Raw genomic sequence first — 21773 nt, 5'->3', positions numbered from 1 at the left:
GACCCTTAAATTAAGACTGTTTAACACGCAGTACGGCAACCGCTGCAAGTACAAAAGACACAGCACCTAGCATCAATGCGTAAATAGGTTGATTTTGGAAAAAGTGACGAAGTATCAGGCCAAGGACACTGGCGGCTAATAATTGTGGGATCACAATAAAAAAGTTAAATATTCCCATATACACACCCATTTTATGACTCGGTACTGAGGTACTTAACATGGCGTAAGGCAAAGACAAAATAGACGCCCACGCAAAACCAATACCTATCATTGGCCAAATAAGTAAGCTCGGATCTTGTATAAACATAAAGCTCGCCAAACCTAACGCACCTAAAATAAGGTTAAGTGCATGCGCTAGTTTTAAACCAACACGCTTAACGATGATCGGGATACATAAAGCCGCCAATGCAGCAAAACCGTTGTAAGCCGCAAATAAAATACCCACCCAGTCTGCACCATTGTTATACGCCGCTGAACTTGTGTCGCTGCTACCATAATGAAAACTGGTTACCGCTGAGGTGGTGTAAATCCACATGGCAAATAATGCAAACCAGCTAAAAAACTGTACCCAAGCAAGTTGTTTCATCGCCTCTGGCATAGTGAATACATCGTTAACGACTTGGTAAAAGCCACCGCTGGTGTGGTTTTTTGCCTGAAGTGTGGCTGCAATAAATTGAATTACGCCAAAACTCACTAAGCCAGCTGCCAATAGGTACAGCTCTTTTTCTAGGTTTAATCCCATGACTAAACCAAGTACGGCAAGCCCTAAAACAGTAAATACACTGCCGCCTTTACTAAAGTTAATTTGTGCAGATACAGCCTGTTCAGCCTCAGTTTGCTCTTGTTGATTAAATGCGGCCAATTCTTCAGGTGAATATTCTTTGGTGGTTATAATTGTCCAGCCCACTGCGACCAGCAATACAACTGCACCAAAGTAAAACGAGTACTTTACTGAATCAGGAATTTGCCCTGCAGCGGCGGTGTTGGCAATATCAAACCAGTTCGTCATCATCCAAGGGAGTGCAGAAGCAACCACGGCGCCTACGCCTATAAAAAAGCTTTGCATTGCATAGCCAGTAGCACGCTGTTTGTTTGGTAGGTTATCGCCTACAAGGGCGCGAAATGGTTCCATAGTGACGTTAATCGATGCATCCATGATCCATAACATGCCCGCTGCAATCCAAAGTGTTGGTGAGTTTGGCATAATAAATAACGATAATGTGGTTAAAATAGCGCCGTATAAAAAACGGACGACGGCGGCCTAATTTGCCCCAGGTTTTATCGCTCCAGTAACCAATAATTGGCTGTACAATTAACCCTGTGAGTGGTGCTGCTACCCACAAAATAGGAATGTCATCTACATTAGCCCCAAGGGTTTGAAATATTCGGCTTACATTACCGTTTTGCAGTGCAAAGCCAAATTGAATGCCTAAAAAGCCAAAGCACATGTTCCATATTTGCCAAAAACTTAAATCTGGTTTGTTATTTTTCATTATGAGCTCCAGTGGTTAATACTGCACTGCTAAGCGCATTTAAAGTTAAACTAATGTGTGCCTGCTCAGCTGTAATAGTTAGCTCGGCGTTTTGATTCGCCTCTAGCAAATCAAGCAATTGTAATTTTTCGCTGGTATTTTGCATCAGTGTGTTAAGTGGAATATCAATACTGATCTGACTGACTTGCTCAGCAAAATTACTCACCACCCAAATTTGTTGATTACCGATACTGCGGCTAAACGCAGCAACTTTTTCGCTGCCAGTAACCATCAGTGGTTGCATGTCACCAGCTACAACTGCTGGATGTTCACTCAACGCCATAACGGCTTTGTAATATTCACGTAATTGACCTTGTGCCGGTGTTAATAAAGCACCATCAAACTTGCCGTTGTTCATCCACGCTTGATGCGCTGGCACGCCAATGTAGTCAAAAATACTGGTGCGAGTTGGTTTGCCAAAGCCGGCATCTTCAGAGCCATCTTCACCCACATCTTGAGCAAAATATAATAGTGTTGGCGCACGGCTAATAAGGTTTGATACTACTAATGCGGGTTTGCCCTTTTCACTACTACCTGCAAAGTCAGGGCTGGCGATACGTTGTTCGTCATGGTTTTCTAAAAAGTGCAGCATATGCTGCTCTATGTCAGCCACTTTTTGCTGAGCATTAAAAATAGTGTCTGCCGGTTGCGTGCCTTGCATAACAGCTTTTAAGGTGTCGTAAAAGCCGACTTTATCGTACAAGTAATCCATTTTTCCTTGCTGGATATACGGGCGATATAGTGCGGGATTGTATACTTCGGCTAGTAAAAATGCCTCTGGGTTGTGCATCTTGATTGATGAGTTTAGAAAGCTCCAAAACTCTACAGGTACCATTTCGGCCATATCATAGCGAAAGCCATCTACGCCTTTATCGAGCCAATATAGCGCGATATCACGAAACTTATACCAGCTGTTTGGCAACTCTTTATCCTGCCAAAACTCAAAGTGCGCGCGTAAATCTTTAGTAGCATACTCATCGGGCAGAGTTGGAAAGTCATAACTACCGTCAGGTTTTACGCCATAATTTACTTTAACTGTTTCGTACCAGTCGTTTATATCAGGCTTAGCAGCACGGGCACCATTACCAGTCCATTTTGCAGGCGTTTCAGCAAATAAGCTATCAGCAAGTGGGTGGGCATTACCGCCTAGCACTTGGTAGTTTTCAATGGTTGGTACTTGAAATGACTGCCCAGTAACGTAATAAAAGTTATTATCGCGGGCATACTCTACGCTGGTGTCATCTTGCTCACCAAAATCTTTAACTCCAGCGGGTTTAGCGGTTGATTGATAATGACGCGCCACATGATTTGGCACAATATCAATGACCACTTTCATACCGTGTTGATGGGTGCGCTCAATTAATGCAGCAAACTCTTCGAGGCGGCGCTCTGGATTAATGGCTAAATCTGGGTTTACATCGTAATAATCTTTAATTGCATACGGCGAGCCGGCACGACCTTTCACTACATCCGGATCATCTTGGCTAATTCCATATTGGCTGTAATCGCCTACCAAAGCATGGTGTAACACGCCGGTATACCAAATATGGGTGGTACCAAGTTCTTTAATGCCACTTAAAGCAGCATCATTAAAGTCACTAAATGTGCCTACGCCATTTTGCTCTTTGGTTCCCCACGGAATATTGACTGTTTGCGTATTACCAAATAAGCGCGTGAATACCTGATACACAACCGGCTTTGAATGCTCGTTAACTTGTTCAGCTACCTTTTTGTCAGTACTGGGGGTTGTGGGCTCATCTGAGCAGCTCGACAATAACAAGCTACTAGCTAATACCCATGAGCCATATTTGAATGTACTAATTGTGGTTTTATTTGTTGTCATAATGTTCTTACTTAGATCTGACGTTTTAATGGGTTGTCATTTAAACGTCATTTTTATTATAAATTTAATACTAAAGTGAACTGCCACTGACTGACAGCGGCTGCATACGTATTCACACAGGCTTTATTCAATTATTAATACCGTTGCACTCATAGGCGCTAAGGTCACTGTATCTGTTATATTTATTTGCTGTTCAGTAAAAAGACTCACAGCCTGTTTGTATTGCCCAATAACCTCTTGCAGATACGCTAATGACCAGTTTTTTGCTGCGGTATTTTTATTTAAAAACACCAACAAAGTTTGCTGTTCACTTATCCGCGCGTAACTGTATATACCTGATTTAGGACTAAAATGAACCAGTTTACCTTGCGCTATTGCTGGGCTTTGCTTTCTAAAATTAAGTAAGGTGGTGATGGTTTGCTGCATATCACGCTGCTCATCTGATAACCCTTGTCCTGTAAAAGCATTACTTGGCTGACCTTTAAAACCACCGGGAAATCAATACGGATATCACCGTGATCATTACTGCCCGTATTATCAAGCAATACTTCGGTGCCATAATACACTTGTGCAATACCACGAGTGGTAAGCAACATAGTCATCGCCATTTTCGTTTTAGCAAGATCTTGCTTAAGCTGAGTGTAAACTCGGCTCATATCGTGGTTATCGGCAAACACGAGCAAGTTGTCTGGATTTGGGTATAAAAAGTCATTGGCGATTGATTGATACACTTTTACCCAGCCAGTGTTCCAACTCTCCTCTTCATTAAGTGCTTGAATAAGTGACTCTTGTAATGAAAAATCCATCACGCTTGGTAAGCTTGAGGTATAGCCGTCGTTATTTACCTTTCCTGCTTGCCAATATGAAGCAATCGCAGGATTGGTGGTCCACTCTTCGCCAACAATATTAAAAGCGGGATACTCAGTCATTATGGCTTTAGTCCAGTCAGCTAAAAAGGCTTTGTCTGAATATGAATAGGTATCAACGCGAATACCGCTTAAGTCGGCGTATTCAATCCACCAAATAGCATTTTGGATAAGGTAGTTTGCTAATAACGGTTGCCGCTGGTTTAGATCCGGCATTGTGGCTACAAACCAGCCATCGCTAAACTGGCGTTTATCAAACTCACTTGCATGTGGGTCTTGAATGGTTTGACGAGCATGGCTGGTAGCATGTTTACCGTTTGCAAACTCGCCATTAAAATTGATCCAATCTGATGTGGGTTTATCTGTCATCCATTCATGCTCAGAGCCAAAGTGATTAAGCACTAGGTCCATCACTATACCAATACCGTGTTGTTTCGCTTTGGCTGATAACTCGCGATATAACTCATTTGAGCCCATGCGTGGGTCGATAGTGTAAAAATCGGTAATTGCATAACCGTGATAAGAGTAGCTGGGCATATCATTTTCAAGCGGTGGTGTTAACCAAAGCTGGGTTACGCCCAGTTTTTGCAAATACGGCAGTGCGTTAATTACACCTTGAATGTCGCCACCGTGACGCCCACCTCGCTCAATTGGATTTGCAGCCTCAAGCATTCCTTTTACTGTGTCGTTGCTGCTATCGCCATTAGCAAAGCGATCCGGATTAATTAAGTAAATGGTATCACTGCTATCAAAACCGTTACGTTTACTGCTATTAGCTTTACGTGCATGCAATTGATACTCAAAACGCTCCCCTGATTTGCTGCTAAACACTAAAACACCTGGCTTTGCGATTGGATTTATTTCAATATTTAAAAAAGCGTAATTTGGGTTATCTGTTTTAGTTACACTTTTTAAACTCACCCCTGAGTAAGATGCTAATTGCCATTGTTGCTTAGCAATACCTTGATCATGCAGCATAATTTGCAAGGTATTATTTTGCATACCAACCCACCAGTTTTGTGGTGATATAGTTATTGCATTGGCGTTTAAACACATCCCTAAAAGCGTGCTTAATAAAAAGATATGAATGAGTGATTTCATATTAATTATTTTTCATCCTCGCTAAAAATTCACTATGAGTCGGCAATTTGTTTACCGTACCACTAATCAGAGTTTTTAAATTACCAAATAACTCTGCGAGTTGTTCATCACTCAGTGCATCTGCGAGTGGGTGATAATCCTGCGCTCCAAGCCCTTGACCTATCATTACTTGCTGCCATGCAACTTCGGCAAAAAGTTCATCATCTTCTCTAATTAATTTACCTGTTTGCTTAAATAAATCGATTTTAGTTTGCAGTGATTTAGGTATATTCATTTGCTTACACTGGCGCCAAAATGCGCTGTCAGTGCGCTCAGTCAATTTGTAATGCAAAATAATAAAGTCGCGGATCCGCTCAATTTCGATTTGGCTTTGCATGTTATATGCATCTATTAATGACTGCTTAATTCCATTATTCGGAAAAAACTTTATTAACCGAATCACGGCGGTTTGAATAAGGTGGATACTGGTCGATTCTAACGGCTCTAAAAAGCCGCTAGATAAACCAATAGCGACCACATTTTTATGCCATTGCTTTCGCCTTCGCCCTGTTTTGAAACGAATCACTCTAGGCTCTGTAATTGGTTCACCGGAATATTATCAAGCAGTTTCAGCTTCGCTTGCTCATCGGTTAAGTGTCGACTTGAATATACTAGGCCATTACCTACACGATGTTGTAATGGTATTTGCCACTGCCAGCCTGCGCTATGTGCAATAGAACGCGTATAAGGCACTGGCTCTGTAGCCGTTTTAGTTTGTACCGCAATAGCACTATCACATGGCAGCCAATGTGACCAATCCTCAAACCCCGTATTTAAGGTCTTTTCGATTAGCAGTGCGCTTAGCCCTGTGCAATCTATAAATAAATCGCCTGAAATTATTTGCCCATCTAACAGCTCAAGTGCCTTTACAAAACCGGTCTCTGGGCATTGCTGAACATCAGCAATTTTACCCTCAATGCGTTTAACACCGCGTGATATAGTCAGCTCTTTTAAAAATTCTCCGTACAAGGTGGCGTCAAAATGATAAGCATAACTTAGACCTGCTAGCTGTGTATTAGGTATGTATTTTAAATGAGTAAACTTATGCTGTTTTGCTGCTTGATAGTTAAGTGAAAAGTCCCAAAAATCTGTCTCACTACCTTGCTGCTTAGCCTTCAGCCAAAAGTGGTAAAACTCACAAAATGGGAAGTCTTTCCCAACATCACCAAAAGCATGCATATATTTGTGATGCTTTTCGCGCCAATTTTCAAACTCAATGCCGAGCTTAATTGTTGCTTGTGTTGCTTTGATAAACTCACTCTCGTGGATTCCTAATGCCGCGTTTAGGTGAAGTATCGGCGGAATACTAGCTTCCCCAACTCCGACCGTACCAATTTGATCCGACTCAATGAGGGTGATATTAACTACTTTACCTAGCACTTTATTAAGTAACGCCGCAGTGATCCAACCTGCAGTACCACCACCGGCAATAATTATGTGTTTTAACTTTTGCTTTTGCATTCACGCTTCCACCGTTATGTACTTTTATCAGTGTAGTTGAGCGATATAAAAAAGCCCTTGTAAAACAAATTACAAGGGCCTTTCAACGCTAAAAAAATTATAGCTTATAGCTAAAGCCAAGTAGGAAAGTACGGCCGTAATCTTGGTAATCACGTACTTGTAAATCACTGTTGCCTTGAAGCGATACAAATGGTTCTTCAGTGATATTTTGCACTTGGAACGTAACACTCAAGCCGTTCAAACTTTCAATGCTACCTTCACTAAAGTCATAACCAATTTGAGCATCCCAGATAGTTTCGCCTTTGATATCAACCTGTGTTGTCGCAAAACCCAAACCGTAAACATCGCCTTTGAAGTCGCTACGTTTTCTCATACTTGTACGTGCTTGAAAAACCGCTACGCTCAAAATAAACCGTTAAGCTGTCAATTTGGTCTGATAACCCTGGTAGTTCATACTCGTTACCATTTTGATCAGTCAGGTCTTGCTCTACACCAGTATGACTTGCAATTAAGCCAAAACCCTCTAACGATGAGTGAAAAATATTAAACGGTAATGCCAGTGATAGTTCGTAACCCCAAAGATCACCTTCGCCACCATTTACTTTACCTGAGCCAGAGCCAGTTGAGTTAGCCGGAATTTGACCTGTTGATGGGTCTGCAACTCCAGACATATCAACTTCATAACTACCATCAAAAATCCATTGCGTAATATCTTTATAGAAAAACGCTGCAGCAAAGTAACCTTCTGCATTAAAGTAATTTTCATAGCTTATATCTAAACCTGTGGCTTCTTTAGGCTCAAGCTTCGGATTACCACCTGATACGCTCCAATAATTACCATTTTCATCTGGTTGCTGATTATATGAAGCATTAATTGATGCATTCATTTCGTCAAGACGAGCACGTGAAATAGTTTTTGCAGCACCAAAACGAATGGTTTGGTCTTCATCAATTGCAAACGATAGATTTATACTTGGTAAAAAGTGGCTATAGTCATGACTTACATCTGTAGATGAAACAACCACTAGACCATCAACAGTATTTGCTGCAAAACCTTGCGAGGATTGATCTGTTTGTACATAGCGAGCACCAATATTACCTCTGACCGGTATTGATCCGAGTTCAGCATTGATATCGAGTTGTGCGAATACTGCAGTAACTTCTTCTTTGACTGTCCAAGATTGCGTTTTATGTTTTTGATCAGTCAGGCTTTCTTGTAGTAAATCATAGTAACCGTCGTTTACTAAACCGTTAGTGTCATAAGCAACCATGTTGCCCATGCCGATAAAATCAAGGCTAGCTGTACCTTTACGATATTGTTCAGGAATCGATAGCATACCTGGGTTTGATAATGAAAAGTCTTTTAAAGTCATGAAGTAACCTTCAGACACTTTACTCTTTTCGCGGTCACGGTATGAAATACCAAAGCTTACTTTACTAAAATACTCGTTTTCAAGTAATTTGCTTGCCGCTAACTTTAATGTAATTAGTTCATCATTAATTTCAGGGGCATTAATAAAGCCATCTTGTGCAGTATTTTCGTAAGCTGTTCCTGATAAGCCATATTTATTGTTTAGAGCTGCACTTTGACCCCCATGATAATGGACCACCTAATTGAATTAAGCCATAATCACTGTAGTCTAGCTGAGGAGAAAACTGTGCACCGGTGTTCCCACCATCAAACTCATAACCAATGTTATCAGCAATACCATTTGCATCGCCTCGGCCAGTACCAGAATAGCTTTCGATACTCCAAATTTGGCGTTCAACTTCAGAGCGGCTGGCGTCAAGTTCAACTGACCAAGAATCATCTATGTTATATTTAGTGTTAAAACCAAACTGCGTTAAATCAGCATTACGCTCTTCGTAGTCATTACGTACTACTACACGTTGGCCTTGGGTTACAGCACTAGTAATAAAGCCACTTTCAGAGTCAACTACGGCTGAGTTAGGATCAATTGTACCTTGTCCCCATGCAAATGGAACTTCAATACCACGAAGGATTTTTTCATCTGAAAAATCAACATAAAGCGCATCAAATGTCATACTTAAACGATCAGTTGGTGCTGCTTCAACGACTAACATTGCAGAATCGCGTTCTAGAGTAGATGATCGCACGAACGGTTTTGCACCACCGAGTATTGAATACGTTTGGCCGTCATCACCCGTAAACTCAGGATAACCCCAAGAGTTCCAGCGTTTTTCTTGGTTTGGTGAGCTCATTTTGTTGTAAGCAAATGCAACACCAATTGTATCGTCTGCAAATTGGTCGATATAAGATACTGTACCTCGAAAACCTTGGTCATCACCATCTGGATTTAATTTATCAAAACCTGTTTGCTCTAATTGACCATTAAACATGATCACGCGCTCACCTTTACTTAAAGGCTTTACAGTTTGCATGTCGATAACACCGGCGATACCTTCCGCGTCTAGGCTTGCACTTGGCGTTTTATATACGGTTACACCGCTCATTATTTCTGACGGATAAAGGTCAAACTCAACACCACGATTGTCACCAATCGATACTTGCTCACGACCATTAAAGGTTGTAGCACTTTCATTTTCGCTAAAACCACGCACACTTACTCGGCTTGCTCGACCATCTAAACGCTGTGCAGTAAGGCCTGGTAAACGGGCAATTGACTCTGCAATTGATGAGTCTGGTAATTTACCAATATCTTCTGCAGAGATAGATTCAACCACCTCTGAAGAAAAACGCTTTGTATTGATTGACTCTACAACGCTGCCGCGAAAACCTTTAACTTCGATGACTTCAACGTCATTCTTTGCGGTTTGTTGCTCTTCTTGTGCGTATGAAGAGAAACTGCTAATACCTGCGGTTGCAAGTGCAATTGTTAATATACTTGGTTTGAACATAGACATGATGTGTTTCCCGTTACCCAATTTTATATTACTAACTTTTAGCGAGTTGCTTGTGATAGAAGCAAACCATTTGTTAGCTATTTTGTTGTCAGGATGAATATTAACGCCCGTTTTATTTTATTAACAACTTTATGCATACGTATTCAGACTAGTGCAAAACCAATAACTTTAACAAAAAATTCACACAAATAATGGCAACACCTTGTTTTTATAGGTATAAAGATGAGGCAATTGATCATTCTATTTTATAAAAGAAATATGCACTGCTTCGAGCTCCTTTGGTGCGGCAATTTACAGTTTAATACCTTAATTATTAGTGCATTCACACTTTACATTCGAGTCCTGCTCGCTCCTCTTACAAAATGCCAATTGGTAAGACCATTAATTGCAATGCACCATAACGCTACAGAACCCATATAATATGCACCAAGTTGGATTTGCTACTTTGTTAATGATACGAAAACGAGAATTGGTAAACATTCATTTGCCGCTCACATACCTTTATTCGTAGGTTTTTCAGAAGCTGTTTTCCTTATTAAAGCGATCTATTTAGCATGCATACGTATGCATCCTTTTTACAGTATCAAGCCCTTCACGTATGCTTTTTAAAAAATAACGTAGTTCGTTTCAATCGAACTGCTAACAAGATTACGAACACACCATTTCTAAACAGTAATAATTAAATGGGAAGTGTTGTCACGATGGAGAAAAAAATGGCTCAACAGCAGTGGTATAAGGGCGCCGTGATTTATCAGGTTTATCCGCGCAGTTTTCAAGATACCAACGGTGACGGCATTGGTGATTTAAAAGGGATCATCAGCCGGATAGACTATATTAAAAGTCTGGGTGTTGATGCTATTTGGATCTCACCATTTTTTAAATCACCAATGAAAGACTTTGGCTATGATATCAGCGATTATCGTGACGTAGACCCTCTTTTTGGCGATCTTAATGACTTTGACGAGCTCATTGCACAAGCTCATCAACGTGATATTAAAATTATTATTGATCAAGTATTGAGCCACACATCAGACCAACATCAATGGTTTTTAGATAGCCGAGAAGACAAAACTAACGACAGATCTGATTGGTATGTATGGGCTGATGCAAAACCAGATGGCACCCAGCCAAACAACTGGCTTTCAATTTTTGGTGGCCCTGCTTGGCAATGGGAGCCTCGTCGTGGCCAGTATTATTTACACAACTTTTTTACTGAACAACCGGATCTTAATTTTCACAATCCAGATGTACGTCAAGCAGTATTAGATAATGTTGAGTTTTGGCTTAAAAAAGGCGTAGATGGTTTTCGCCTAGATGCAATTAACTTTTGTTATCACGATGCACAGCTACGTGATAACCCAGCCAAACCGCCAGAAAAACGCCAAGGCCGTGGTTTTAGCGAAGATAATCCATATGCATTTCAGTATCATCATTATAATAATACCCAACCTGAAAATATCAGCTTTATGCAAGATATTCGTACCCTGTTAGACAAATACCCTGGTACCGTGTCTTTGGGTGAAATATCATCCGAGGATTCACTTGCTACTATGGCTGAATACACAGCTGGTGGCGATAAATTGCATATGGGTTACAGTTTTGAGCTACTAACCAATGATTATAGCAGTGAGTATATTCGTACAACAGTTAAAACATTGGAAGAACGAATGACAGAAGGCTGGCCATGCTGGGCCTTTAGTAACCATGATGTAGAACGTGTTGCTAGTCGTTGGAGTAACAATGGTGAAGTAAACTCAGAGCAGTGTAAAATGCTTACCGCCCTACTCGCTTCATTGCGCGGTAGTGTATGTATGTACCAAGGTGAAGAGCTAGGTCTTGGCGAAGCAAGTGTGGCGTTTGAAGACTTACAAGACCCATATGGGATAACTTTTTGGCCAAACTTTAAAGGCCGAGATGGCTGTCGTACGCCTATGCCATGGCACAATGATGACGGTGAACAGGCCGGATTTTCTGCAACGAAACCTTGGTTACCTGTTGACGAAAACCACAAACGCCAGACTGTAAGCAAACAAGATAGCGATAGCGATTCGATTCTAAATGCGTTCCGCCATTTTATGACATGGCGTAAGCAACAAGCTATCTTACTCGAAGGCGATATTGAATTTATTAATACCCCTGAGCCATTGTTAGCTTTTTACCGTCGTTTTGCAGGCGAGACTATGTTGTGCGTATTTAACCTAGCTCAAGAGCCTGCAAGCCTCAACATTGAACACACTGATATTGTGCAACATACAGAATTGAATCATCACAATGGCAGCTTAGAGAAACAAACCCTTACCCTACTCGGTTTTGGTTGTTTTTACGCAGCAGTTAGTTAATTCCTGTTTTAAAGTAAAAATACTTGATGCTCTTATTAATGAGGTTATGGAAAAATAATCGGTCATAATCTGTATTATGGCCGTTTTTGTGGTTTGTTTATAACACTGAGAAGATATAAATAATTAATCTAAGTTCAGCTTGGTAAACAACCAATTAATTGATATATAATCACTTAATTAACTATCACTTTTTTCATTCGCGATAATTAAAAACTAAATGAAGCGAGTTCTGATTTTACGGTCACTGAATGGTGTCGTACTTTAGAGGTCAAAACAAGTTCAGTGACAAATTAACTAGACAGCATGAAGAAAGATTAAGTACCGTATGATTATAGCTAAGTACACCTAGCCTTACTTAATGTTCCAAGGCAATATCTGGCTGCTCGACAAGGTGCTATTAACAAATAGAAATATAGTCATACATCATAAGATTGTTAGCCTTTGTAGTTTCAACAAGACTATAAAGCATGGCGCTGCCATGTGCATAATTACTGATATCTGAGAACAGCCAGTTTTTGCCGCCTATTACGAATTCTTTCATTGCTCGCTCTGTCCAGTTGTTATCAATACTGACCAAGCGGCCATCAAAGTAACGCCGAAATTTTTCAAACTGATTTATCGCGTAGTTGATGGCTTTCCCAAGCGCCATTTGGGATGGGACTTTATCTTTGTGCTTGAGCTGCCATTGGTACAATTCACCAACGATTAGTTTGGCCTTTTGCTGTTTAATGATAAATTTTAATCGCTCGTTTTATCTTTGATCGCTTACTAAGTCACATAGAACATCACGATGTAAGTAAATAGCTTCAGGTTTAACAGTCATTATCACCAAGCAAACTAGGGTAACAATTGGCTAAGGTAAGATACAGGCACTTTTTGCTTTTCCAAGTATGCAGATGATTGAGTATTGCTGCACGGTGGCGTCAAGGTGTTTAGTTACTTTGCGCTCTTATGAGGTATCAAGCCTACTTCGCACAGCATAAAAAGTTTTTTTATAATGAATACTGCTGGCAAAATTCAGTAATAGTTAAATCGCTGGCCTGTTTTTCTTCGATAATGTTCTACCACTGCTCAAGGCTGCGTGTTTTTCTCATGCCTATATCCTAATTAAAATTTAGAAATAGCTTAATAGTTTTGCGTGAACTGCAGCATATTGGGCTTTAAATTATAACTATTAAAAAAATGTGATCCGGTTCTAATGTGTGACCTACCTACTCTTGCTTTCCTTGGTTAGAAAAAGCTTGCAGGCGGAGTTAGAATAAATATTATTTACACATTGTTTTTAATCCCATGAAGCATGTATGAAAATACTTTATTCTCTATTAATACAGGTTCAACTTTTATTTCTATACCTTCTTCAATAAATTTACTAATCAAAGTGTCCATACTATCGGCATCAAAACCTACATCCATCTGCTGTTTTATTCTAATTTTATAATATCTATAGTTTTCCCATGTGGCTTCTAGTTGCGATAACGATACTCTCTCATTCGAAATATTAATAAAGGCAAAATATCTTCTACAACGCCAGAACTTGCTACGCCGCCATTACTTAAAACATCAATATTTTTAAGCTCGTCAATTATCTGTTTTGCAAGTTTGAGAATACCATCTTTATTTTTTTCCTCCTTCCGTGCTAGCTTCAAACTTATTATCTGAAAAATATTATTATATAACTCTTTATTTTCTTGAATTTTTTCTAAAGCATCATAAATACTGGTGGAGACATCGGATACCAAAGAACAATTTGAATGGACATTATACAAGAAACAACCACCAGGTTTTAGTACTCTAGCAGTCTGTTTAATAGCCTTTGAAGTCTCTGCGTATTCAAATGCGAAGTTTGAAAATAATACATTTATTGAACTGCTTTCATAAGGCATTAACTCAATTGATGTTTCGTGGACAATATTTACTTTATTATTTTTTTTAATCAGTAAATCATTAAGTTGAACTTTACTATAATCCATAACGTTTAATGTAAAATTTTTATCAGCAAGCGTATCGATTATAATCGAAGTTAAAAAACCATTGCCGCAGCCTAACTCTAATAAACAAGCATTACCTGGTATTTCAATTTGGTTAATGGCTTTCCTCCACGTTAGCTCTAATTGCTTATCCGCAGTGCTGTTTTTAGGGAAACAACTTTGCAAACCAGAACTCCAATAATTCTCCCATGCTTTTTCTGACATATACCCGTACCTAAAATTAAATTCCACTTATAAAAGTAATGCAATTAAAATCATTTTAAGAAATGGAGCCGAATTTCATTTGACCCATTGCTTCTAAATAATTTTAATTAATAATAACAAGTTTACATTTCTTTACTATGTTACTTATTACAAACTGTGCTTCAAAGCATATAAAAAAGGGGGAAGCAAAGCCCCCCTAAATATTATTTAGCTAGATATTAGAACTTAATACTATACCTGGCGAATAACTCTCGGCCATAGTGGCCGCGTATGTAAAGAGAATTATCTATCCAGTTATCATTGTCATCACGAAGTATACCTTTATCAAAAATATTACGTGCACCAACAGTAACTCTACCGAATTTATCAAAATCATAAGCTGCTGTTACATTATGTGTAATATAAGTAGGCCTATTACCTGTAGACTCATTTAAAATAGAACCATCAGCGTTGATTACAGGAGCACTAACCATACCTGTAGAGGCTATTGCATCTGTAACCCAGTTCACACTTAAGTTGTCGATATTATAACCTAATTCAAACTGCGAACGCCATTTTGGATAACCTGGGTGTCCTTTATAATCCTGAGAAGGACCTCCAAAGTATATATCTTCTAAAACTTCTATCATGTAAGTAGTTTGAGAGCGAAGACGGAATTCACCGAAGTCAGTTTCTAGTCTGTAAGTTAGCTCTGAGATCTAAGCCAGTACGACCACTTACTGCCCCGTTATCCGATGTCGTGACTATATTCTCAGAAAAAGCGCCATTTTGATCGCGTTCATACGATAATGTAGGATAATTTGTTAATAATTTGTCTAATACACCACCGAACTCTGCATACATTAAATCTTGAACTGTAATATCTGCTACAACATCTTCAACTTCTACATCGAAATAATCAAGTTTAACCGTCAAATCTTCTATACCCGAGTAAACAACGCCAAGATTCATATATGTTGAAGTTTCTGGTTTAAGATTACTATTACTTTTAATTGTATTATCATACTGAGCTTCTGCACACTTATTTAGCTCAATGTTTTGCGCTTTACATGCATTGTAGTCGGTTGCAAACGTCGCAGAAAAAGAATCCTGTCCCAGAAGCTCATCCAATGAAGGTGCTCGGAAACCTTTAGAATAAGAACCGCGAATTAGTAGATCATCCATTGGGCGATATTCAACTTTAAAGCTTGGCACACCTTTTGAACCAACATCGCTATAATCGTCATAACGGTAAGCACCAGATAATAAGATTTCCTCAGTTACTGGTAAGCTTATCTCATAAAAATATGCATCGTTTGTTCGGCTTCCAGCTGAACTATTACCTGCACTACCACCTACTAATCCAGCTTCAGACTGAGAATCGAAAGTTGAACTATACTGAGTTTCATAACGCTCGATACCTACGTAGTGAGATATCATTCCGCCTGATAATTCACCTAGCTCAAAACCAGCACCCGCAAAGATGTGATCAAAAACATTTTGGTTTTTACGATATGTGGTCAATGACATATTAGCCTGACCTTCATCAGTACCTAAAGAAATATCATTAGCAAGGTTGTAATATAAACCACCGTAGCTTAGGTAATCACGACCCGTATCATGGTAATCTAACTTAGCTCTATGGTAAGAAACTTCCCATTCAACGCTATCAGCTAACATACCTCTGAAACCAACAATGTAATCTTGCTGATAATCTTCAATTAGCGTTCCACGTGGACCTATGCCGTACCAACGGAAATTACCTTTAATTTCAACATTATATGGGTTATGTTCATTACCTACAGGAATACCATCCCAGTTTGCAGCTGCTGGCGCATACTGACCATACGATTCGTTTTTACTAAACATTGCACGTGCATAGATTTCTACATCATCAAGGATTTCATAATCCATAGATGTCATTACCGCATCACGTTTGGTAGAAGCGCTGTTAGTTGATACATTTGCGTAAGCGTATCCACAGACTTCACCGCCACCTATACCACCTTCCCAGGTTCCTTGGTCAATTGCACCAACAAAGCCTGGTACTGTAGCTGCTAATTGGTCACAGATTGGTGATGCTTCTTTTTTACCCGTTATAGGGTTAATTATTGTTGCACCGTACTTGCTAATACCAACTGTATCATCAGCAAGTGAAATTATTCCATCACCATTTTTATCTACCATAGACGCTGACGTATAATCACGCATTGAATCTGAAATCAAACCTTGTTCTTGATGATCATATACAAATGTAATGCTGCCTTTGTCACTGGAAACACCTGCAGTAAAGGACATTGTTTTTGTGTCCCCGCCATCTGCGTCCGGTCGACCAAATGACATATCGAAATTAATACCTTCGAAATCTTTTTTCAAAATTACATTAATTACGCCAGCGATAGCATCAGAGCCATAAATAGCAGAAGCGCCATCTTTTAACACTTCGATTCTTTCAACAGCAGCTGCTGGAATACTACTTAGGTTGGCGGTTGAACCACCTAAACTTGGAGAACCGGCTAATCTCTTACCGTCTAATAAGACTAGTGTACGACCTGAGCCAATACCAAGTAAGTTAATAGTTGATTGTGATTGAGCTCCTGAACCTGAGCTTGGTAGCGTAGCACCAAAACTATTACCAGTTAGCGATTGGAGAGCATCAGATACAGATAAACGACCTGCATCTTTCATATCACTAAAAGTAATCACTTCTACTGGCGATGCACCTTCAATATCAGTGCGTTTAATGCGAGACCCAGTAACTTGAATACGCTCAACTTTTTCTACTTTTTCTTCTTCTGCTGCAAAGAACTTGCTGAAAATACAGCTGTTGATGCTGCACCAAAAGCGATCGCTAAGCGAACTGCTTTTGAAACTTTGTTATTTAACATTTGATTCTCCCTGGTCATATTAATATATGATTTTATTAGTTTTAATTACTCATAAAAAAGCTAATAAGTATCCATAAAAGATACTAAGTACCTAATTGAGCGAAGGAATAGTAATATCAGGTACAGCCAAAGGTCAACACTTATTTAACTTTAAATCCATCAACTTTACAGTTAAGGAACAAAAAAACACAACTAATAAACAATATAAGCAACTGTTTTTATTGATTATTAATTTTATATTTACATTTATCGAAAAGACTAATACAAATAAATTAACAAGTAATACATTCAATAATTGAATCAAAACCCTTAATTCTTTAATTTTATTAGTTAAGACGATTTCTGTATGAAGGAATAAAACTGAGTTAGCGGCAAATTGACGGAGATTTTTCAAAAGGTAGTTTTGTAACAGTATTTGAAGACCATACCTCATCATTCAATAATTTAAGACAGAATTTTGCTACATGTTATATGACTCCGTTTAATATTTTTTCAAATACTGAAAGGTAAAAACTTAGTTGAAAATCAGACATAACTATTAAAAGGCGTTATACATGTAATAGCATCATAAACTAGTAATTCTACATTGGTTATTAACAGTTCTACTTAGCTTTTTTCAGTATTGAATAAAACATAACAATAATTAACGAATTTAAAAAAGTTAACCTAGTTTAATATCGATAAGTTTTTCTTAATGTAAACTTACCCTTCATTTATACCACTTCAATTAAAATAATTTTTAGTCAATTAAATACAAGCCGAAAACTACCATATTTTCGTTATAATACTAATTAATTATCGCTGCTTAAATTTAGGTAAGTTCCCGACCTGCTTTAATAAAAAAATAAAAACCAAAAGATGCCTTAAATATAAGGCTAAATTACATTAAACCAACCAGTAATAGAATATCTTGGATACTTTGCGAAAGGTGTTACGTAACTTACTGAATGTGGTAAATTTACATCAAATAAACTAAGAGTATTATTTTTCGGAAAAAACGTATCAATCATCCCCCTTCAGCATTAAAAAGTGTAGTAAACCACCCCAATCAGGATGCCAGTTTGGTGTAAAACCAAATACATAGGCAATAGCTCTACCTTCACTAGGTAGCACATCATTATGCCTTGTTAAAAAATTACCTGATATATAGCGTGTCACTTGTACACTTGCACTAATTACATTTTCATTACCAGTGATCTCGTCGAATAAAATTAAGGCAAACATCTGAATTCAGATAATTAAAAAGAGCTTTATATAAAGAAAATTCTGTATTTTTATTGATATTATGTCGCCCATAAAAAAGCCAATTCCATTTGAAGCATCTTTATAGATTGTCCTTTGGAGTTCTCTTTTTCTTCTGTAGTCATATTCCCTAATTCACGATCTGAAGATTGAATATATTTACCATCTATAGCAAAAGCATTTAGAAAACTCGTCTTATTTTCGATCGCTTCGTGCAAAAGTGATGCACTTTCATCTGTCCATACGTCTGAGAGCATGACCCTTTTATTTTTCATATACTCTTCTTGTATACTCTCCAGCTTTTCACTTATATTTTTTAACTCAACCATTTTTTACCTCATAAAAAAAGCCACTCTAGAGTGGCTTTAAATTAAATTAAATTAAATTATTAATAATGCATTAAAATTTAATAGTTGCTCGTAAATATACAAAGCGATCCATATTTACATCATACTCAGTAACTGAGAAGTTGTTTGTAGATATTGCTACATCGTTATTGCTATATTCTGGTGATGGTTCTTTAGCGAATAAATTCTCAATACCTAGTGTTAACTTAGTATTATAAGCATCTAATGCGTAGCCTACTGAAACATCATGTACAAAGTAAGAACCGATCTCCGCTGCCATACCTGGGTAGTTTTCAGCACCATATAAAACATCGTAATAGTTCTGTAAACGATCTACATAACGAGTTTGCCAATGAGCGTCAAAATCACCCATCGACCAATCAACTGCAAATGTACCTTTATATTCAGGGTAACCAGCATCACCATACTGAATCCCAACTTGATCTTCACCATCAAATTCATTCGTCATCACATATGACAAGTCTAGTGACGTTTTAAAGCTACCGTATTCAGTATCAAATTTATAGGCTGTAAAGAAGTCAATACCTTCTACGTTGTATGAACCTGAATTTTGTAGGAAGTTACGTAAATCAACAACATTACCGTTTGCATCGCGATCAATATAATCACAAGACTGAGCATTATCACCTGTTGAACATTCATTCAGAAGTCTTGAAGCACCATAACGACCGATTGAGTTTGTAACTTCAATATCATAATAATCGATTGTGAATTCTAAACCATCAACATAACTTGGGTTATAAACAATACCAAATGTTTTTGATTCTGACTCTTCCGGCTTAAGATCTGGCGATGATACATTTGTAATACGAATTTGAGTATTTGCTTGTGCATAACCATCTGGTACACCAGCACAACCTGGAAGGTTAGGAACTGCACCCTCAACTGAATTACATGGATCTGTTAGTGTTGGATATGAATCAGCATTACCTGCATATAAATCCGAAATTGAAGGAGCTCTATAACCTTCAGCCCATGTACCACGAAGTAAAATGTCGTCGATTGGACGGTATTCTACACCCACTTTAGCAGTAGAGTTGCTACCATATGCACTGTGATCTGAGAATCGAATTGCTGGTGAAATAGTTAAGCCTTCAATAACAGGAATTGATAGCTCAACATATGCCTCGTCTAAGCGGAAACCACCAGAAGTAGCATCACGTTGGTTACCTGACGTTTCACCACTTTGCGTTAGTGGATCTGGAGTATCATAACCACTCTCTTCACGACGCTCTAAACCGATAGCCATACCAACTACACCAGCTGGTAATTCAAATGCATCACCCGCAAAGTTTAATGTGTAATCTTTTAGCTCTAAACCTTCACGCGATACGCTATCAAACGTTACGAAATCAACCATTTCCGGTGTAATTGAACCAGCACCACCAAATAAGTTAAGCGGTACACATGACGTTGATGCGTTACAGTTATCACCAAGTGCCTGATTAATACGCGTTAAATTTAATAGACCTGTTGTTAATACGTCTTGGCTATTTTTACCGTATATATATGATGCATCCCAAACCCAAGATGTATCGCCAACATTACCCTCTAAACCAACCATTGCGCGGTATGTTGTATCATTTTGTTTGTAAATACGATTACCCGCTTCTACAAATCGACGTTGACCTGCATAAGGTACATATCCGTCAACACCAGAACGTGCGCCATCACCATATAAAGTTTCACCGAAAGGGTTATAGATATTATTTGCATGAATATCTACTTTACTTGCAGATGCACCAAAAGACGCACCAATAGTAAGTGGCATTGCAGCTAATAACTGAGATGACTCACGGTTTGTCATCATGAAATCAGATACTACTCTAAGATCATCAGAAAGGTCATAAAAAGCTTGTACGTACATACTATTACGTACTTGTGGAGTCGACAAATAGTTTTCTGGTGCATAGTTATACACATCACCACTGCGATCTCTGAATGAATCAATGCCTACACCTGAACCAGCACCATTTGGAACTAAATCGAAGCCAGCATTAGATTTTCCAGCGTTATTTTCAGTATAACCTTGAGCTAGCAAATCATTTCGAAGTGAATCAGAAATAGCACTAGATGTTAAACGAAGACGGCCTTTTTCTGTTGTTGAACTGTTACCCATTGATGAGATATCACGATCACCAGCCCAAATTTCAGCTTGAGTAACGTGGCTAAGGTTCATCATTAAGCCACCTTTATCAGAGGTGGTACCAATTGTTAAATCAGCTGAATATTGACGGCCATCATTATATTTTAAGTTTTCACCACCATAAACTGAAAGCTCTGCACCTTCAAAATCTTTACGTGTGATGATGTTCACAACACCGGCTATCGCATCTGAACCGTAAATTGCTGATGCGCCATCTTTAACAACTTCAACACGTTCAATTGATGCTGCTGGAATGGTATTTAAATCAACTGTTGAACCTAAAGATGATATCCAACGTTTGCCATTCACTAAAACCAATAGACGCTGTGCACCTAGGTTACGCAAATCCATGTTAGTGGCACCGTTACCGCCATTATTAAATGCAGTATTCAACGCAGCACCTGCGGCAGGGATTTGCTGTAAGATATTACCGATACTGATCTGGCCACTTGCAGCAATATCTGAACGGTCTAGTACAAGTACAGGACTAGCACTTTCTAAATCGGTTCGTTTAATACGAGAACCAGTAACTTGGATACGTTCTACTTTATCAACACCTTCTTCTTCTGCTGCGAATGAAGTTGCTGAAAATGCAGCTGTTGATGCTGCACCAAAAGCGATCGCTAAGCGAACTGCCTTTGAAATTTTATTATTTAACATTTGATTCTCCCTGGACCACTATATTGTGGGTTATTTTTATTTAGTTTTTGTAAACTATCGCAACACTTAATGTTGCAACTGCACAATGATAGTAAACAAAAAAACCAAGATGCCAACATTTGTTCACATTAATTTAATTTAAATGTGGGGTAAAATCGATAACATACTGAAAAAAGGTACTAAAACGACTAAAATAGCAACAGTGATATTTAAAACACTTTCCTATGTATA

General features: G+C 38.6%; 10 protein-coding genes and 4 pseudogenes. 1 reads left to right on the top strand and 13 read right to left on the bottom strand.

Features of this window, described 5'->3' with window-relative positions; all coding sequences use genetic code 11:
• Positions 1 to 10: 10 nt before the first annotated feature.
• From P4S61_RS16120 to P4S61_RS16100, 5 genes and pseudogenes are all read right to left on the bottom strand, one after another.
• Positions 11 to 1493: pseudogene (locus tag P4S61_RS16120) on the bottom strand (MFS transporter).
• Positions 1483 to 3375, bottom strand: a complete 1893-nt coding sequence (locus P4S61_RS16115) for an alpha-amylase family protein (protein ID WP_337118643.1) — start codon at positions 3373 to 3375, stop codon at positions 1483 to 1485. Before P4S61_RS16115 ends, P4S61_RS16120 begins: the two are co-directional and overlap by 11 nt.
• 123 nt (positions 3376 to 3498) lie before the next feature.
• Positions 3499 to 5342: pseudogene (locus P4S61_RS16110) on the bottom strand (glycoside hydrolase family 13 protein).
• A gap of 1 nt (position 5343) precedes the next feature.
• Positions 5344 to 6842, bottom strand: a pseudogene (locus P4S61_RS16105) (tryptophan halogenase family protein).
• Between the two features lie 97 nt (positions 6843 to 6939).
• Positions 6940 to 9728: pseudogene (locus tag P4S61_RS16100) on the bottom strand (TonB-dependent receptor).
• A 713-nt stretch (positions 9729 to 10441) separates the two neighbouring features.
• On the opposite strand from P4S61_RS16100, the gene P4S61_RS16095 reads away from it, so the two are divergent.
• The gene (locus P4S61_RS16095) at positions 10442 to 12067 is read left to right on the top strand and encodes an alpha-glucosidase family protein (RefSeq protein WP_337118642.1); all 1626 of its coding nucleotides are present in this window, start codon (positions 10442 to 10444) and stop codon (positions 12065 to 12067) included.
• 397 nt (positions 12068 to 12464) lie between these two features.
• Here the strand turns inward: P4S61_RS16095 and P4S61_RS16090 are convergent, their stop codons facing one another.
• The 8 genes from P4S61_RS16090 to P4S61_RS16055 form a co-directional block, all read right to left on the bottom strand.
• Positions 12465 to 12797, bottom strand: a complete 333-nt coding sequence (locus tag P4S61_RS16090; protein WP_337118923.1) for an IS66 family transposase — start codon at positions 12795 to 12797, stop codon at positions 12465 to 12467.
• 733 nt (positions 12798 to 13530) lie between these two features.
• Positions 13531 to 14259, bottom strand: a complete 729-nt coding sequence (locus P4S61_RS16085; RefSeq protein WP_337118641.1) for a class I SAM-dependent methyltransferase — start codon at positions 14257 to 14259, stop codon at positions 13531 to 13533.
• A gap of 218 nt (positions 14260 to 14477) precedes the next feature.
• Complete coding sequence (locus P4S61_RS16080) at positions 14478 to 14888, bottom strand: hypothetical protein (protein WP_337118640.1); 411 nt, start codon at positions 14886 to 14888, stop codon at positions 14478 to 14480.
• Between the two features lie 37 nt (positions 14889 to 14925).
• Positions 14926 to 16944, bottom strand: coding sequence for a TonB-dependent receptor plug domain-containing protein (locus P4S61_RS16075; protein ID WP_442961573.1), 2019 nt, complete (start codon positions 16942 to 16944; stop codon positions 14926 to 14928).
• 1057 nt (positions 16945 to 18001) lie between these two features.
• The gene (locus P4S61_RS16070) at positions 18002 to 18136 is read right to left on the bottom strand and encodes a 2OG-Fe(II) oxygenase family protein (RefSeq protein ID WP_337118639.1); all 135 of its coding nucleotides are present in this window, start codon (positions 18134 to 18136) and stop codon (positions 18002 to 18004) included.
• Complete coding sequence (locus P4S61_RS16065; RefSeq protein ID WP_337118638.1) at positions 18129 to 18350, bottom strand: 2OG-Fe(II) oxygenase family protein; 222 nt, start codon at positions 18348 to 18350, stop codon at positions 18129 to 18131. Before P4S61_RS16065 ends, P4S61_RS16070 begins: the two co-directional genes overlap by 8 nt.
• A 59-nt stretch (positions 18351 to 18409) precedes the next feature.
• On the bottom strand, positions 18410 to 18697 hold the full coding sequence (locus tag P4S61_RS16060; RefSeq protein ID WP_337118637.1) for a hypothetical protein: 288 nt from the start codon (positions 18695 to 18697) through the stop codon (positions 18410 to 18412).
• A gap of 70 nt (positions 18698 to 18767) precedes the next feature.
• A complete protein-coding gene (locus P4S61_RS16055; RefSeq protein WP_337118636.1) occupies positions 18768 to 21542 on the bottom strand; it encodes a TonB-dependent receptor plug domain-containing protein in 2775 nt (924 codons plus the stop codon).
• Positions 21543 to 21773: the final 231 nt, after the last annotated feature.

This window comes from Pseudoalteromonas sp. B160 (assembly GCF_037162485.1).
Classification (GTDB): Bacteria; Pseudomonadota; Gammaproteobacteria; order Enterobacterales; family Alteromonadaceae; genus Pseudoalteromonas; species Pseudoalteromonas rhizosphaerae.
The sequence above is the reverse complement of the archived record's forward strand: the minus strand, read 5'-3'. Positions and strand labels throughout refer to the sequence as shown.